Origin of the sequence: Pseudomonas cyclaminis, from assembly GCF_015163715.1 — a bacterium.
GTDB classification, from domain to species: Bacteria; Pseudomonadota; Gammaproteobacteria; order Pseudomonadales; family Pseudomonadaceae; genus Aquipseudomonas; species Aquipseudomonas cyclaminis.
The window spans coordinates 1-16,930 of sequence record NZ_JADDUM010000137.1 but is presented as its reverse complement, the minus strand read 5'-3'; the positions used below and the strand labels follow the sequence as shown (position 1 = coordinate 16,930).

The following is a 16,930-nucleotide window of genomic DNA, read 5'->3' as shown; positions in this document are numbered from 1 at the left end:
TTGGTCATGAAAGTGTCGGCATTATGCCCCAAGGTGAGCGCACTTGTAGCTGAACCATCGCTGGAAATCGGCGTTTTTTTGCAGGCATTGCACCGCCTGTCCCAGAGAGTCGGGCAATCGCCGCCTTAAACTGCTAAAGTGCCGCCCGTTATTACTTATGAGGATTGTTCCAATGGCGACTAACCGTTCCCAGCGTCTGCGCAAAAAACTGTGCGTTGATGAATTTCAAGAGCTGGGTTTCGAACTGAACCTGGACTTCAACGAAGGCCTGAGTGAAGAAGCTATCGACGCTTTCCTCGAAGCATTCATCAAAGAAGCCATGGAAGCCAACGGTCTTGGCTATGTTGGCGGCGATGACTTCGGTCTGGTTTGCCTGCAGAAGCGTGGCTCGGTCTCCGAAGAGCAGCGTGCTGCCGTCGAAGCCTGGTTGAAAACCCGTTCCGAGCTGACCAAGGCTGAAGTCAGCCCGTTGCTGGACGTGTGGTATCCGGAAAAGCCGATCAACGCGGCTAAGTGATACTGAAAAAAACGGCGACCTGAGGGTCGCGTTTTTTTATGCCTTGCGCCAGTTCAGAATCAGCAGCGTCAACACCCCCGCCACAATCCCCCAGAACGCCGACCCGATGGAAAACAACGTCAAGCCTGACGCGGTGACCATAAAGGTGATCAGCGCCGCTTCCCGTTCCTTCGGCTCATTCATGGCGATACTCAAGCCATTGATGATCGAGCCAAACAATGCCAAGGCGCAATCGACAGCACCAGTTCCTTGGGCAGTGCTGCGAACAATGCCGCCAATGTGGCGCCGAACACGCCTGCAATCCCGTAGAAAACCCCGCACCACACGGCGGCGGTGTAGCGTTTGTTGCGGTCTTCGTGGGCATGGGGCCCGGTGCAGATCGCGGCGCTGATCGCCGCCAGGTTGATGCCGTGGGAGCCGAACGGTGCCAGCACCAGCGAGGCCAGGCCGGTGGCCGTGATCAGTGGCGAGGCGGGCACGTTATAGCCGTCGGCGCGCAGTACCGCGACGCCAGGCATGTTCTGCGAGGTCATCGCCACCACGAACAGCGGAATACCGATGCTGATCGTCGCCGCCAGCGAGAAGTGCGGCGTGGTCCAGACCGGCGTCGCCACTTCCAGGTGGAAGCCGCTGAAATCCAGCAACCCCATCAGCCCTGACAGCGCGGTGCCGATCACCAGCGCGGCCAGCACCGCATACCGTGGCGACAGGCGTTTGATGATCAGGTAGGTGAAGAACATCCCCAGCACCAGGCCGGTGCGATGCTGCGCCGCGACGAAAATCTCGCTGCCGATCTTGAACAGGATCCCCGCCAGCAAGGCTGCCGCCAGTGAGGCAGGAATGCGCTTGACCAGCTTTTCAAAGCTGCCGGTCAGCCCGCAGAGCGTCACCAGTACCGCGCAGGTGATGTAGGCACCGATGGCCTCGCCATAACTCACGCCGCCCAGGCTGGTGATCAACAGCGCCGCGCCCGGCGTGGACCAGGCAATGGTGATCGGGGTGCGATAGCGCAGGGACAGGCCGATGCTGCATACCGCCATGCCGATGGAGATCGCCCAGATCCACGAGGAAATCTGTGCGGTGGTCAAGCCGGCCGCCTGGCCGGCCTGGAACATCAGCACCAATGAGCTGGTGTAGCCGGTCATCATCGCGATAAAGCCTGCGACGATGGCCGAGGGAGAAGTGTCGGCCAGTGGGCGCAAAGGCGCTTGGGTGGCGTCGGTCATGGAGAGGTGTTCCTTTTACCTGGGTGTTTGCCGGTGAAGGCGCAGATTCAAGCCTAAACTCAAAGGTAACGACTCATTGCAATACAGCCGCCGGCGCAAACAGCCGTACAGTGTGTTGGCGCATTCGGTTGTGTACAATGTGCCCTGTTTTTAGGTGATACTTGCCAGCGACCCTCGCTTGCCGTATTACCGTTAATTCGCCGCCGTTCTCCAAACCCGAGTGCCCATGAACGAACAGTTGCAACCTCTCAAGAAACAACCGCGAGCCGGCAAGGCCGGTCGCAGCGGAACCCAGGACGATATTGTCTATGCGCATATCTTCGAGGCCATCCTCGAACAACGCCTGGCGCCCGGCACCAAATTGAGCGAAGAGGCACTGGGCGAAATCTTCGGCGTGAGCCGCACCATCATTCGTCGCGCCCTGTCGCGCCTGGCCCATGAAGGCGTGGTGCTGCTGCGGCCCAATCGCGGTGCGGTGGTGGCGAGTCCAAGCGTCGAGGAAGCACGCCAGGTATTCCTGGCCCGGCGCCTGGTGGAGCGGGCGATCACGGAGTTGGCGGTACAGCATGCTACCGCCGAACAACTGGCCGAGCTGCGCCAGATGGTCAACGACGAGCGCGACAGTTTCTCCCGTGGTGATCGCGGTGCGGGTATCCGCCTCTCCGGCGAATTCCACCTCAAGCTGGCCGAGGCGGCGAAGAACGCGCCGCTGATCAGCTTCCAGCGCAGCCTGGTGTCCCAGACGTCATTGATCATCGCCCAGTACGAAAGCGGCAACCGCTCGCACTGCTCCTACGATGAGCACACCCAGTTGATCGACGCGATTGAAGCGCGGGACGAGACACTGGCGGTGAATTTGATGATGCATCACATGGATCACATCGACAGCAAGCTCAACCTCGATGAGGAAAGTGCGTCGGATGATCTGCATGCAGTGTTTTCGCATTTGTTGCAGACCAAGAAGCCGGGGCGCTCTTCTATAAAGTTGTAAACCCAATCAAATGCGGGAGGGGGCAAGCCCCCTCCCACATTTGTTTTAGCGTTGGTGCACCAGTTGCCCCGCCGCATACGTCTGCAACACCGTCCGATCGTCTCCCAGGGTCATCAGCACAAACAACGTCTCGGCGATGTTGTTCGCCTGCTTCAAGCGATAGCTCAGCAGCGGCGTAGCGTTGTAGTCCAGCACCAAAAAGTCCGCATCCGTCCCAGGCTGCAACGTACCGATCTTGTCCTCCAGGCGCAGCGCCCGCGCACCACCCAGTGTCGCCAGGTACAGTGACTTGAACGGGCTCAACCGCGCACCCTGCAACTGCATGACCTTGTACGCTTCGTTCAGCGTTTGCAGCAGCGAGAAACTGGTGCCGCCGCCCACGTCCGTACCCAGGCCAACATTCAACTGATGCTTTTCGGCCATCGGCAGGTTGAACAACCCGCTGCCGAGGAAGAGGTTCGACGTCGGGCAGAAAGCCACCGCCGAGCCGGTCTCCGCCAACCGTGCGCACTCGTCATCACACAGGTGTACCCCATGGGCAAACACCGAGCGCTCGCCCAGTAATTTGTAGTGGTCGTACACATCCAGATAGCCGTTGCGTTCCGGGAACAACTCTTTAACCCACTCGACTTCCTGCTTGTTCTCACTGATATGAGTCTGCATGTACAGGTCCGGGTATTCCCCCAGCAGTTGCCCGGCCAGCGCCAGTTGTTCCGGCGTACTGGTCGGCGCAAAGCGGGGCGTGACGGCATAGTGCAGACGGCCCTTGCCGTGCCAGCGTTCGATCAGCGCCTTGCTTTCCTGGTAGCTGGTCTCGGCGGTGTCGGTGAGGTAGTCCGGCGCGTTGCGGTCCATCATCACTTTGCCGGCGATCATGCGCAGGTCGAGTTTCTCGGCCGCTTCGAAGAACGAGTTCACCGACTGCGGATGCACACTGCCGAACACCAACGCCGTGGTGGTGCCGTTGCGCAGCAGTTCCTTGATGAAAATATCCGCGACTTCCTCGGCGTGGGCCTTGTCGGCGAATTGGCGTTCACACGGGAAGGTGTAGGTGTTGAGCCAGTCCAGCAGTTGCTCGCCATAGGCGCCGACCATGCCGGTTTGCGGTAGGTGGATATGGGTGTCGATCAGGCCGGGGGTGATCAGCGCGTCCTGATAATGGGTGACTTCGATGTCGGCGGCCAAGGTCGGCAGCAGGTCGCCAGCATGGCCGACGGCGCTGATCCGGCCGTTGTCGATCACCAGCAGGCCGTCTTCGAAATACTCATAGGACGCTTCGATCCCAACGATGGCGGGGTCGGCGATGCTGTGCAGGATGGCGGCGCGGTAGGCTTTGCGAGTCAAAGGCATGGTGATCTCAATTCGTGGCTTGGCTGCGGCGTGACACCGGCAGCAGTTTGGCAATCGGTTCGGCGCTCGCGGTGTGCTGGCCGAAATTGGCGTTATAGGTGGCGATGATTTCGCCGGCGATGGAGATGGCAATCTCCACTGGCAATTTGCCCTTCACCTCAGTGAGGCCCATGGGGCAGCGCATGCGTTGCAATTGCGCGGCATTGAAGCCACGGTCACGCAGGCGATGTTCGAATTTGACGCGTTTGGTCTTGGAGCCGATCAGGCCGAAATAAGCGAAATCGTTGCGCTTGAGCAGGGCGGCGGTGAGTTCCAGGTCCAGCGCGTGATTGTGGGTCATGACGATGCAGTAACTGCCCGCGGGCAAGTCGGCTATTTCGTCGACCGGTTCTTCGCTGACGATTTTACGCACGCCCTGGGGGATATGTTCCGGGAACTCCTGATCACGGGAATCGATCCAGCGCACGCGGCACGGCAGGCTCGCCAGCAGTGGCACCAGTGCGCGGCCTACGTGGCCGGCGCCAAATACCGCAATCTGTGCCTGCACCTGGCCCATGGGTTCGAACAGCAGCACGGTCACGCCACCGCAGCACTGGCCCAGGCTGGCGCCGAGGCTGAAGCGCTCCAGATGGGTGTTCTGCTGGCCGCGCACGAGCATGTCCCGGGCGATCTGCATCGCCTTGTATTCCAGGTGCCCACCGCCGATGGTGTCGAAGGTCTGCGCGGCGCTGATCACCATCTTCGAACCGGCATTGCGCGGCGTGGAGCCGAGCTCCTCGATGATGGTGACGAGTACGCAGGGTTCGCCCTGGTTTTGCAGGTCGGCGAGGGCGCTGATCCAGTTGTTCATAGTCACCTCTTGTGGTGTCTGTCAGGCCGTCATCGGGGGCAAGCCCCCTCCCACATTTGATGGTATTCACATCTCAAAATGTGGGAGGAGGCTTGCCTCCGATGGCAGCGCCTCGGTCCTAAAGCGGAGCCATCTCGGTTTCGGTTTCAACCGGCACGACCGCCTGCAACTTGCGCATCTGCTCACACCCCCACAACACCCGCTCCGGCGTCGCTGGCGCATCAATCTTCGGTTGATGGCGATAGTCACCCAGGCTCGCCACCGCATCCTTGATTGCACACCACGACGCAATCCCGAGCATGAACGGCGGCTCACCCACAGCCTTGGAATGGAACACCGTGTCTTCCGGGTTCTTGCGGTTTTCCACCAGCTTCACCCGCAGGTCCAACGGCATGTCCGCCACCGCCGGGATCTTGTAACTGGCCGGGCCGTTGGTCATCAGCTTGCCCTTGTTGTTCCACACCAACTCTTCCATGGTCAGCCAGCCCATGCCCTGGATAAAGCCGCCTTCCACCTGGCCGATGTCGATGGCCGGGTTCAGCGAGGCGCCCACGTCATGCAGGATGTCGGTGCGCAGCATTTTGTATTCGCCGGTGAGGGTGTCGACGATCACTTCGCAGCAGGCCGCGCCGAATGCGAAGTAATAGAACGGCCGCCCGCGTGACTGGCTGCGGTCGTAGAAGATTTTCGGGGTTTTGTAGAAGCCGGTGCTCGACAGCGAGACCTGGGCGAAATACGCCTGTTGAATCAACGCCTCAAAGGTCAGGATCTGGTCGCGCACGCGCACATGGCCGTTGTGGAATTCCACGTCCGCCTCACTCACGTCGTACTTGCGCGCTGCAAACTCCACCAGCCGCTGCTTGATGGTTTCGGCGGCATTCTGTGCAGCCTTGCCGTTCAGGTCGGCACCGCTGGAGGCCGCGGTCGGCGAGGTGTTGGGCACCTTGTCGGTGTTGGTGGCGGTGATCTGTACGCGGTCGATTTCCACCTGGAACACTTCAGCCACCACTTGCGCGACCTTGATGTTCAAACCCTGGCCCATCTCGGTGCCGCCGTGGTTCAGGTGGATGCTGCCGTCGGTATAGATATGGATCAGCGCACCGGCCTGGTTGAGAAAACTGGCGGTGAACGAGATGCCGAATTTCACCGGCGTCAGTGCCAGGCCTTTTTTCAGGATCGGGCTGTGGGCGTTGTACAGGCGGATCGCTTCGCGGCGCTCGGCGTATTGGCTGCTGGCTTCCAGTTCGGCGGTCATCTCTTCGAGCATGTTGTGCTCGACAGTCTGGTAGTAGTGGGTGACGTTGCGCTCGGTCTTGCCGTAGTAGTTGGCCTTGCGCACCGCCAGCGGGTCCAGCGCCAGATGGCGGGCGATGGCGTCCATCACTTCTTCGATGGCGACCATGCCCTGGGGACCGCCGAAACCACGGTAGGCGGTGTTGGACGCGGTGTTGGTCTTGCAGCGATGGCCATTGACCGTGGCGTCGCCCAGGTAATACGAGTTGTCGGCGTGGAACATGGCTCGGTCGACAATCGAGTTGGACAGGTCCGGCGAGCAGCCGCAGTTACCGGCCAGCTCCAGGTTGATCCCATGCAGGCGGCCGCTGTCGTCGAAGCCCACGTCGTATTCGATATAGAAGGGGTGGCGCTTGCCGGTCATCAGCATGTCTTCCACGCGCGGCAGGCGCATCTTGGTCGGCTGGCCGGTAAGGCGCGCCACGACGGCACACAGGCACGCCGGGCTCGCGGCCTGGGTTTCCTTGCCGCCGAAACCACCGCCCATGCGGCGCATGTCGACGACGATTTTGTTCATCGACACATCCAGCACTTCGGCCACCAGTTTCTGCACTTCGGTGGGGTTTTGCGTGGAGCAGTAGACGATCATGCCGCCGTCTTCGGTGGGCATCACCGAGGAAATCTGGGTTTCCAGGTAGAAGTGCTCCTGGCCACCGATGTGCAGGGTGCCCTGGATACGGTTTTTCGCCGTGGCCAGTGCGCCGGCCGAATCGCCGCGCTGGTGTGTGTGGCTGTCGAGCACGAAGTGTTTGTTGCGGTACGCCTCGACCACATCCAGCACCGGCTCCAGGTCTTCGTATTCGATCACGGCGGCCATGGCGGCCTTGCGTGCGGTGTCCAAATCCCGGGCGGCTACGGCGAGCACCACTTGGCCGACAAACTGCACCGTGTCGATGGCCAGCAGCGGGTCGCCGGGCATCAGCGGGCCGATGTCTTTCAGGCCCGGCACGTCTTCGTGGGTGATGGCGATGCGCACGCCTTCGAAGGCGTAGCAGGGCGCGGTGTCGATGCTGATGATTCGGGCGTGGGCGCGGTCGGACATGCGCGCATACAGGTGCAACTGGTTGGGGAATTCCAGGCGGTCATCGATGTACTGCGCCTCACCGCTGACGTGCTTGGCGGCGCTGTCATGCTTGACGCTGCGACCGACTCCGGAGGTCAGGTCCTGGGCGAACAGCGCGGCGAGTTCGGCCTGGGTTTTTTCCACGGTGTGATGGTTAGACATAAGCGGTCACCCGAGTCTCGATGTGCGGCGTTTGCAGCTCAATGAAGTATTTGCGCAGCAGGTTCTGCGCGCTGAGCAGGCGGTATTCCTTGCTGGCGCGGAAGTCCGACAGCGGGGTGAAATCCTCGGCCAGGGCGGCGCAGGCTTTTTCCACGGTGGCAGCGTTCCAGGTGGCGCCGACCAATGCGGCTTCGCAGCTCTTGGCACGTTTTGGCGTGGCGGCCATACCGCCGAAGGCCACGCGTGCTTCGCGGATCACACCGTTGTCGAGCTTCAGGTTGAAGGCTGCGCACACGGCGGAAATATCATCGTCCAGGCGCTTGGAAACCTTGTACGCCCGGAACAGCGCGTGGCCCTTCGGCACGATGATTTTCTCGATGAATTCGCTGTCCTGACGTGCGGTCACGCGGTAATCGATGAAGTAGTCTTCCAGGGCCAGGGTGCGGCGCACATCGCCTTTGCACAGCACGATCTGCGCGCCGAGGGCGATCAGCAGCGGCGGCGAATCGCCGATGGGCGAGGCGTTGCCGATATTGCCCCCCAAGGTGCCCTGGTTGCGGATTTGCAGGGACGCGAAGCGGTGCAGCAACTCGCCGAAGTCCGGGTATTCGTGGTGCAGCGCGGTGTAGCAGTCGGACAGGGCGGTGGCGGCGCCGATTTCCAGGCGGTCGTCGAAGGCTTCGATGCGCTTCATTTCTTCAATGTTGCCGACATAGATCATCACCGGCAGCGTGCGATGGAACTGGGTGACTTCCAGCGCCAGGTCGGTGCCGCCGGCCAGCAGGCGGGCCTGGGGGTAGGCGTCATAGAGGTCGGCCAGGTCGGCCACGGTCAGTGGCACCAGGCAGCGTTTGTCGCCGCTGTTGAGTTCGCCGGTCTGGGTCGGCGCAATGGCTTTGAGGCGCGCGATGGTCTCGGCCTGGCGGCTGTCGAACTGATCCACGGGTTTGTTGCAGCAGGCCTGTTCGGCGGCGGCCAGAATCGGACGGTAGCCGGTGCAGCGGCACAGGTTGCCGGCCAGGGCTTCGTGGGCTTTTTGGCTGTCTGGGGCGCGCTGTTCTTTTGCAGGGCGAACAGCGACATCACAAACCCGGGAGTGCAAAAGCCGCACTGCGAACCGTGGCACTCGACCATGGCCTGCTGCACGCTGTGCAGTTGGCCCTGGTGCTTGAGGTCTTCGACACTGATCAGTTGCTTGCCGTGCAGCGACGACACAAAGGTCAGGCACGAGTTAAGGCTGCGGTAACGAATCTGCTCGACGCCTTGATCGTCGCGATGCAACTCGCCGACCACCACGGTGCACGCACCACAGTCGCCGCTGGCGCAGCCTTCCTTGGTACCGGATTTGCCCACGTGCTCGCGCAGATAGTTGAGCACGGTCAGGTTGGGGTCCAGGGCGTGCTCGTTACGGAGTTCCTGGTTGAGTAAAAACTGGATCACGGAAGGCCTCGCAGACTCATTATTGTTGTTAACCGCTTTGCGCCGAATCTAGTCATGTCTGACTTTTCGGTCAATGGTTTTCTGACCTAAGGGTCAAGAAAATGCGATCACAACACATTCAATTATGGTCCAGTCTTCTAGAACCGGCGTTTTTTGCGGGCTGGCGCTGCTCAACCGCTGCTTGTTTCATGCCAAATTCGCCACGGTGGGCGTAGCGCCATCAGCCAGCCAATGCGCTACACTGCCGCGCTTGTACCGATAGAAGATTTTGAAGGGAAAACATGACGTTCAAGGCGCCGGACAGTCTCGCCGAGCAAATCGCTCACCACCTCGCCGAACGCATCATTCGCGGCGATCTCAAGCCTGGGGAACGCATCCAGGAACAGAAAGTCACGCTGGCGCTGAATGTCAGCCGTGGGTCCGTGCGCGAAGCCTTGCTGATCCTCGAACGGCGCCACCTCATCGCGATCCTGCCGCGCCGTGGTGCCCACGTGACCGAACTCACCGCACACAAGGTCCAGAGCCTGTGCACGCTGATGAGCGAGCTGTACATCCTGCTCGGCAATGCCGTCGCTGAAGGCTGGCAGACCCAGGCCGACATGGCGCCGTTCGTGCAGATCCAACAGCGCCTGGTGACCAATTTCGAGCGTGAGGACATCCGCGCCTTCGTCGAAGAATGCTTCAACGTGATGCGCGCCGCGTACCCCTTTGCCAATAACCCGTACCTGCAGGAAACCGTCGAGAACCTGCAACCGGCGATGAACCGCGCCTATTACCTGGCCCTGGATCAGCGCAAGGCGTCCATGAGCGAGTACCTGGCGCTGTTCGAGCAACTGCTCGCCGCCGTACTGGCCCGTGACGTGCCGCAGATTCGCCAGGTGCTGTCGGCTTACTGCCAGCGCAGCAGCTCGCTGGTCATCGCAGCGTTGGCGGACGCCTAAGCGTGCGGCTCAAGTGCATCAAGCTGGCGGGGTTCAAATCCTTCGTCGACCCGACCACGGTGAACTTCCCCAGTAACATGGCGGCGGTGGTCGGGCCCAATGGTTGCGGCAAGTCGAACATCATCGACGCCGTACGTTGGGTGATGGGCGAGAGCTCGGCCAAAAACCTGCGCGGCGAGTCGATGACCGACGTCATCTTCAACGGCTCCACCAGCCGCAAGCCGGTGAGCCAGGCCAGTATCGAGCTGGTGTTCGATAACTCCGACGGCACCCTGATTGGCGAATACGCGGCCTACGCGGAAATCTCCATCCGCCGCAAAGTCACGCGTGACAGCCAGAACAGCTACTTCCTCAACGGCACCAAGTGCCGTCGACGCGACATCACCGATATCTTCCTCGGCACCGGCCTGGGCCCACGCAGCTACTCGATCATCGAGCAGGGCATGATCTCCAAGCTGATCGAAGCCAAGCCCGAAGATTTGCGTAACTTTATCGAAGAAGCGGCCGGCATCTCCAAGTACAAGGAGCGCCGCCGCGAGACCGAAAACCGCATCCGCCGTACCCATGAAAACCTCGCCCGCCTCACCGACCTGCGTGATGAGCTGGAGCGTCAGCTGGAACGCCTGCACCGCCAGGCCCAGGCGGCCGAAAAGTATCAGGAATACAAAGGCGAAGAACGCCAGCTCAAGGCGCAACTCTCGGCCCTGCGCTGGCAGGCGCTGAATGAGCAAGTGGGGCAGCGTGAAGCGATCATCGGCACCCAGGAAATCAGTTTCGAAGCACTGGTGGCCGAGCAGCGCAACGCAGACGCGAGCATCGAGCGCCTGCGCGACGGGCACCATGATCTGTCCGAACGCTTCAATCTGGTGCAAGGCCGCTTCTATTCGGTGGGCGGCGATATCGCCCGCGTCGAGCAAAGCATCCAGCACGGCCAGCAGCGCCTGCGCCAGTTGCAGGATGATCTCAAGGAAGCCGAACGCGCGCGCCTGGAGACTGAATCCCACCTGGGCCACGACCGCACTTTGCTGCTGACGCTGGGCGAAGAGCTGGACATGCTCACCCCCGAGCAGGAAATCACCAGCGCCGCCGCCGAAGAGGCCGCCGCCGCACTGGAAGAATCCGAAACCACCATGCACGGCTGGCAGGAGCAGTGGGACGCTTTCAACCTGCAATCGGCCGAACCGCGTCGCCAGGCCGAGGTGCAGCAGTCGCGCATCCAGCAACTGGAGACCAGCATGGAGCGCCTGGCCGAGCGTCAGCGTCGTCTGCAGGAAGAGCGTGTGCTGCTCGCCGCCGACCCGGAAGACGCGGCGATCATGGACCTCAGCGAGCAGCTCGCCGAAAGCGAGATGACCCTCGAAGAGCTGGAAGCCAGTGAAGAACAGCAAGTGGAGCGCCTGGAGCAATTGCGTCAGCAGCTGCAACAGGCGACCCAGGCGCAGCAACAGGCCCAGGGCGATTTGCAACGGCTCAACGGACGGCTGGCGTCCCTTGAAGCCCTGCAGCAAGCCGCGCTGGACCCAGGCACCGGCACCGCCGAATGGCTGCGCGAGCAGCATCTGGCCGAGCGCCCACGCCTGGCGGAAGGCCTGAAGGTCGAAGCCGGTTGGGAACTGGCGGTGGAAACCGTGCTCGGTGCCGATCTGCAAGCAGTGCTGGTGGATGACTTCGGCGGTTTTGACCTGGCCGGGTTCGCCCAGGGCGATCTGCGATTGCTCAGCCCCGCCGCCGATGGCACGCGTGTGCCGGGCAGCCTGCTGGATAAGGTCGAGGCGGCGATTGACCTGTCGCCATGGCTGGGTCAGGTCAAACCGGTGGATTCCCTGGAGCAGGCCCTGGCCCAGCGCGGTCAGTTGGCGGCCGGCGAAAGCCTGATCAGCCGCGATGGCTACTGGGTCGGCCGGCACTTTTTGCGGGTGCGCCGCGCCAGTGAAGCAGAGAGCGGTGTTCTGGCCCGTGGTCAGGAAATCGTCAGCCTGATCGCCGAGCGCGAAGAGCGCGAAGCCACCCTCGAGCGCCTGGAAACTGAATTGCAGACCCTGCGCGCCACCCAGCGCCAGCAAGAGACCGGCCGCGAACACCTGCGCCGTCTATTGCAGGACGAGGCGCGCCAGCAAGGCGAACTCAAGGCGCAACTGTCGGCGAGCAAAGCCAAAGCCGAGCAACTGACCCTGCGCCGCACCCGTCTTGATGAAGAAGTCGCCGAGATGGGCGAGCAACGCGCCCTGGAACACGAACAGATCGGCGAAGCGCGCCTGCACTTGCAGGAAGCCCTCGACAGCATGGCCCTCGACACCGAGCAGCGCGAACTGCTGTTGGCCCAGCGCGACAGCCTGCGCGAACGCCTTGACCGCGTGCGCCAGGAAGCCCGGCAGCACAAGGATCACGCGCACCAACTGGCGGTACGCCTCGGCTCGCTGCGTGCCCAGCACGATTCGACACGCCAGGCCCTTGAGCGCCTGGAGATGCAATCCGAACGCCTCACCGAAAAGCGCGAGCAATTGAGCCTTAATCTGGAGGAGGGCGAGGCGCCGCTGGAAGAGCTGCGCCTCAAGCTCGAAGAGTTGCTCGACAAGCGCATGACCGTCGACGAAGAACTCAAGACCGCGCAGATCGCCCTGGAAGACGCCGACCGCGAATTGCGCGATGCGGAAAAGCGTCGGACCCAGGCCGAGCAGCAATCCCAACTGATCCGCGGCCAGCTCGAACAACAGCGCATGGAATGGCAAGCCCTGACCGTGCGCCGCAAAACCCTGCAAGACCAGTTGCTGGAAGACGGCTACGACCTGCACGGCGTGCTCAACACCCTGACCGCCCAGGCCAACGAGAAAGACGCTGAAGAGGAACTTGAGCGCATTGCTGCACGTATCCAGCGCCTGGGCGCGATCAACCTCGCGGCCATCGATGAATATCAGCAGCAGTCCGAGCGTAAACGTTATCTGGATGCCCAGGACGCTGATCTGGTCGAAGCCCTGGACACCCTGGAAAACGTGATCCGCAAGATCGACAAGGAAACCCGTAACCGCTTCAAAGATACCTTTGATCAGATTAATAGCGGTTTACAGGCGTTATTCCCAAAAGTTTTCGGCGGTGGCAGCGCTTACTTGGAACTGACGGGCGAAGATCTACTCGATACAGGGGTAACGATCATGGCGCGGCCTCCGGGCAAGAAGAACAGCACCATCCATTTGTTGTCCGGCGGCGAAAAAGCCCTGACCGCATTGGCCCTGGTATTTGCCATCTTCAAGTTGAACCCGGCGCCTTCTGCATGCTCGACGAAGTTGACGCACCGTTGGATGACGCTAACGTTGGACGCTACGCACGACTGGTCAAAGAGATGTCCCAGACCGTGCAGTTCATCTATATCACCCACAACAAGATCGCCATGGAAATGGCTGATCAGTTGATGGGGGTGACGATGCATGAACCGGGCTGTTCGCGTTTGGTCGCGGTGGATGTCGAAGAAGCGATGGCGATGGTGGAATCTTGAGTTACGCCTTCACAGAAAGTTTTCAGCGCGTTGAAGGGTGATTTACTGGTCTAGGGAAAGTGGCAAATGGACATATTTGTTCAAGGCATTTTGACAGACGGTGTAAAGTTATCTTTGGTCGTGCTAGTTTAATGTCAATTTTTCGTGTGCGTGGGCAAAACGTCAGTCAGAACATAGAGTTGGCGCCACGTTTTAAAGCGGTTTGCACGGTGCTAAACCCCTTATTTTTCAGCATTTTTTATTAGAGGCACGGGATTACATGGAAATCGGTCTGCGCGAGTGGCTGATCGTCATCGGCATTATTGTCATTGCCGGTATTCTTTTTGATGGCTGGCGCCGCATGCGCGGTGGCAAGGGCAAGCTCAAGTTCCGTCTGGACCGCAACCTGTCCAACTTGCCCGATGACGACGGCAGCGCCGAGCTGCTGGGGCCGCCCCGTGTGCTGGATACCCATAAAGAGCCGCAACTGGACGAACACGACTTGCCGTCGATGAGCGCGCCGTTGCGTGAAGCCCGGGAACCGTCTTCCAAGCGTGGCAAACGTGCCAACGCCGGTGTGGCCGAGCCCCATCAGGGTGACCTGAACCTCGACGTCGACGAAGGCCCGAGCTTCAGCAGCCGCGACGATGATTTCCCGGACGAAAACGTCGGCAAGACCAGCAGCGCCGCACGCCAGTCGGTCAATGATCAGCCGGCCGCCGAAGAAGTCCTGGTGATCAGCGTGATCTGCCGCGACGCCGCCGGCTTCAAAGGCCCCGCGCTGTTGCAGAACATCCTCGAAAGCGGCCTGCGTTTTGGCGAGATGGATATCTTCCACCGGCACGAAAGCATGGCCGGCAACGGCGAAGTGCTGTTCTCCATGGCCAACGCGGTCAAGCCGGGCACTTTCGATCTGGACGACATCGACCTGTTCAGCACGCCGGCGGTGAGCTTCTTCCTTGGCCTGCCAGGCCCGCGTCACCCGAAACAAGCGTTCGACGTGATGGTGGCCGCAGCCCGCAAGCTGTCCCAGGAACTCAATGGCGAGCTCAAGGACGACCAACGCAGCGTCCTGACTGCCCAGACCATCGAACACTACCGTCAGCGCATCGTCGAGTTCGAGCGTCGCGCCCTGACACAGAAACGCTGAGGTTCGATCTTAAGCGTTGTCTGTAGAATCCGTGCACTAACATATTGAGCAGCTTCGGCTGCTCTTTTGCTTTATGAGAGAACACCCATGACCGCCGCCCATACCCGCATCCTCGAACTGCGCGCTGAACTGGATCAGCACAACTACCGTTACCACGTCCTCGACGAGCCGAGCATTCCGGACGCCGAGTACGACCGGCTGTTCCACGAGCTCAAGGCCCTGGAAGCCGAGCATCCGGACCTGGTCACGCGGGATTCGCCGACGCAGCGGGTCGGCAGCGCTGCGTTGTCGGCGTTCACTCAGGTCAAGCACGAGATTCCGATGCTCAGCCTGGGCAACGCCTTTGATGAAACCACCATGCTGGAGTTTGATCGCCGGGTCACCGAGGGTCTCGACCTGCCGGTGGGCGACCTGTTTGGCGCCGGTGCCGAGGTGGAATACAGCTGTGAACCCAAGCTGGACGGCCTGGCGGTCAGCCTGCTGTATCAGGATGGCGAGCTGGTACGCGGCGCCACCCGTGGCGATGGCACCACGGGCGAGGACATCAGCGTCAACGTGCGCACGGTGCGCAACATCCCGCTGAAGCTGCATGGCACCGGCTGGCCGGCGACCCTGGAAGTGCGCGGCGAAGTGTTCATGTCCAAGGCCGGTTTCGAGCGGCTCAATGCCTCGCAGCTGGAAGTGGGGGGCAAGACCTTCGCCAACCCGCGCAACGCCGCCGCCGGCAGCCTGCGTCAGTTGGATTCGAAGATCACCGCCAGCCGCCCCCTGGAATTCTGCTGCTATGGCGTCACCACGGACATCAGCGACACCCATATTGGCAACCTGCAACAGTTGCAGAAATGGGGCATGCCGATCAGCCACGAGTTGAAGCTGGCCAAGGGTATTCAGGACTGCCTCGACTACTACCGGGATATCGGCGAGCGGCGTAACAGCCTGCCCTATGAAATCGACGGCGTTGTCTTCAAGGTCAACAGCATTGCTGCCCAGCGTGAGCTGGGTTTCCGTGCCCGTGAACCGCGCTGGGCCATCGCCCATAAATTCCCGGCCCTGGAAGAACTCACCGAGTTGCTCGACGTGGAATTCCAGGTCGGCCGCACCGGTGCCGTCACCCCGGTGGCACGCCTGAAGCCGGTCAAGGTCGCCGGTGTGACCGTGTCCAACGCCACTTTGCACAACATGGACGAAGTGGCGCGCCTGGGTGTGATGATCGGCGATACGGTGATCATCCGCCGCGCCGGTGATGTGATCCCGCAAGTGGTGTCCGTGGTGCTTGAGCGCCGTCCGGCCGATGCCCGCGCGGTGCCGATCCCCGAGCGTTGCCCGGTGTGCGGCTCCCACGTGGAGCGCACGCAACTGGTCAAGCGCAGCAAGGGCAAGGAAACCATCAGTGAAGGCGCGGTGTACCGCTGCGTCGGGCGCCTGGCCTGTGGGGCGCAGCTCAAGCAGGCGATCATTCATTTCGTCTCGCGCCGGGCCATGGACATTGACGGCCTGGGCGACAAGACCATCGAGCAGCTGGTGGATGAAAAACTCATCGGTTCGCCAGCCGACCTCTACAAGCTCAAGTACGAGCAGATCATCGACCTGGAAGGCTTCGCCGATATTTCCAGCAAGAAGCTGATCGCCGCCATCGAAAACAGCAAGGCGCCGACTCTGGCGCGCTTTATCTACGCCCTGGGCATCCCCGACGTGGGCGAGGAGACCGCCAAGGTGCTGGCGCGCTCCCTGGCTTCTCTGGAGCGCGTGCAGCAGGCCTTGCCGGAAGTGCTCACGTACTTGCCTGACGTGGGCCTGGAAGTGGCGCACGAGATCCACAGCTTCTTTGAAGACAGTCACAACCAGCAGGTGATCGGCGCATTGCTGTCGCCGGACGAGTGTGGCCTGCAATTGCAGGATCAGGGCGACCTCAGTGCCGAGTTCGCCGCCAGCACCACACTGGGCGGCTTGCTCGACAAACTGCACGTACCGTCCGTGGGCCCTGGCGCCGCGCAGAAACTGGCGGACAAGTTCGGCACCCTGGAGGGCGTGATCAAGGCCGACTGGCTGGACATGCGCCAGGCGCTGCCCGAGAAGCAGGCCAAGGCTGTGCGCGACTTCTTCGACAACCCGGACAACGCGAACCATGCCCTGGCCATCGAGCAGCAGCTCAAGGACTTCGGCATGCACTGGCAAAGCGAGAAAAAGGTCGTCGAAGGTTTGCCGGAGGCTGGACACACCTGGGTCCTCACCGGCTCCCTGGAGCTGATGAGCCGCGACGTGGCCAAGGAAAAACTCGAAAGCCTCGGCGCCAAGGTGGCCGGTTCCGTCTCGGCGAAAACCCACTGCGTGGTGGCGGGGCCGGGCGCGGGTTCGAAGTTGGCCAAGGCCAGCGAGCTGGGCCTCAAGGTGCTGGACGAAGAAGCCTTCGTAGCCTTCCTGGCCAGGCACAACATCACCGTCTGACGCGGCATGGTTTCCGTAGTGAGCGGGCTTGCC

General features: G+C 61.4%; 8 protein-coding genes and 3 pseudogenes. 6 read left to right on the top strand and 5 right to left on the bottom strand.

The genetic code is table 11. The annotated features are described in order from the left end of the window. Positions 1-172 precede the first annotated feature (172 nt). On the top strand, positions 173-517 hold the full coding sequence (locus IQK56_RS17365) for a YggL family protein (RefSeq protein WP_016979277.1): 345 nt from the start codon (positions 173-175) through the stop codon (positions 515-517). 36 nt (positions 518-553) lie between these two features. Here IQK56_RS17365 and IQK56_RS17360 read toward each other — a convergent pair. Further along, positions 554-1,743: pseudogene (locus IQK56_RS17360) on the bottom strand (benzoate/H(+) symporter BenE family transporter). Between the two features lie 226 nt (positions 1,744-1,969). Between IQK56_RS17360 and IQK56_RS17355 the strand changes: the two are divergent. Beyond that, positions 1,970-2,734, top strand: a complete 765-nt coding sequence (locus IQK56_RS17355) for a GntR family transcriptional regulator (protein ID WP_193863357.1) — start codon at positions 1,970-1,972, stop codon at positions 2,732-2,734. Positions 2,735-2,779: 45 nt separating this feature from the next. Here IQK56_RS17355 and guaD read toward each other — a convergent pair whose 3' ends face one another. From guaD to xdhA, 4 genes and pseudogenes are all read right to left on the bottom strand, one after another. Then, positions 2,780-4,084 carry a guanine deaminase gene (gene guaD, locus IQK56_RS17350; RefSeq protein WP_193863359.1) on the bottom strand — a complete coding sequence of 435 codons (1,305 nt, stop codon included), beginning with the start codon at positions 4,082-4,084 and terminating at the stop codon, positions 2,780-2,782. A gap of 7 nt (positions 4,085-4,091) precedes the next feature. Continuing rightward, the gene (gene xdhC / locus IQK56_RS17345) at positions 4,092-4,934 is read right to left on the bottom strand and encodes a xanthine dehydrogenase accessory protein XdhC (protein ID WP_122306686.1); all 843 of its coding nucleotides are present in this window, start codon (positions 4,932-4,934) and stop codon (positions 4,092-4,094) included. A 118-nt stretch (positions 4,935-5,052) separates the two neighbouring features. Next, positions 5,053-7,452 (bottom strand): xanthine dehydrogenase molybdopterin binding subunit, encoded by a 2,400-nt coding sequence (gene xdhB, locus IQK56_RS17340; protein WP_193901764.1) that lies wholly within the window; start codon positions 7,450-7,452, stop codon positions 5,053-5,055. Further along, positions 7,445-8,892 (bottom strand): annotated as a pseudogene (xdhA, locus tag IQK56_RS17335) (xanthine dehydrogenase small subunit). The gene xdhB and the pseudogene xdhA overlap by 8 nt, the downstream one beginning before the upstream one ends. A gap of 281 nt (positions 8,893-9,173) precedes the next feature. Here xdhA and IQK56_RS17330 point away from each other — a divergent pair. From IQK56_RS17330 to ligA, 4 genes and pseudogenes are all read left to right on the top strand, one after another. After that, positions 9,174-9,833, top strand: coding sequence for a GntR family transcriptional regulator (locus tag IQK56_RS17330; protein ID WP_099582685.1), 660 nt, complete (start codon positions 9,174-9,176; stop codon positions 9,831-9,833). 2 nt (positions 9,834-9,835) lie between these two features. Next, positions 9,836-13,323 (top strand): annotated as a pseudogene (gene smc, locus IQK56_RS17325) (chromosome segregation protein SMC). Positions 13,324-13,582: 259 nt separating this feature from the next. Further along, the gene (gene zipA, locus IQK56_RS17320; RefSeq protein WP_150761593.1) at positions 13,583-14,452 is read left to right on the top strand and encodes a cell division protein ZipA; all 870 of its coding nucleotides are present in this window, start codon (positions 13,583-13,585) and stop codon (positions 14,450-14,452) included. Positions 14,453-14,539: 87 nt separating this feature from the next. Beyond that, positions 14,540-16,897 carry an NAD-dependent DNA ligase LigA gene (ligA, locus tag IQK56_RS17315; protein ID WP_150761594.1) on the top strand — a complete coding sequence of 786 codons (2,358 nt, stop codon included), beginning with the start codon at positions 14,540-14,542 and terminating at the stop codon, positions 16,895-16,897. Positions 16,898-16,930 lie beyond the last annotated feature (33 nt).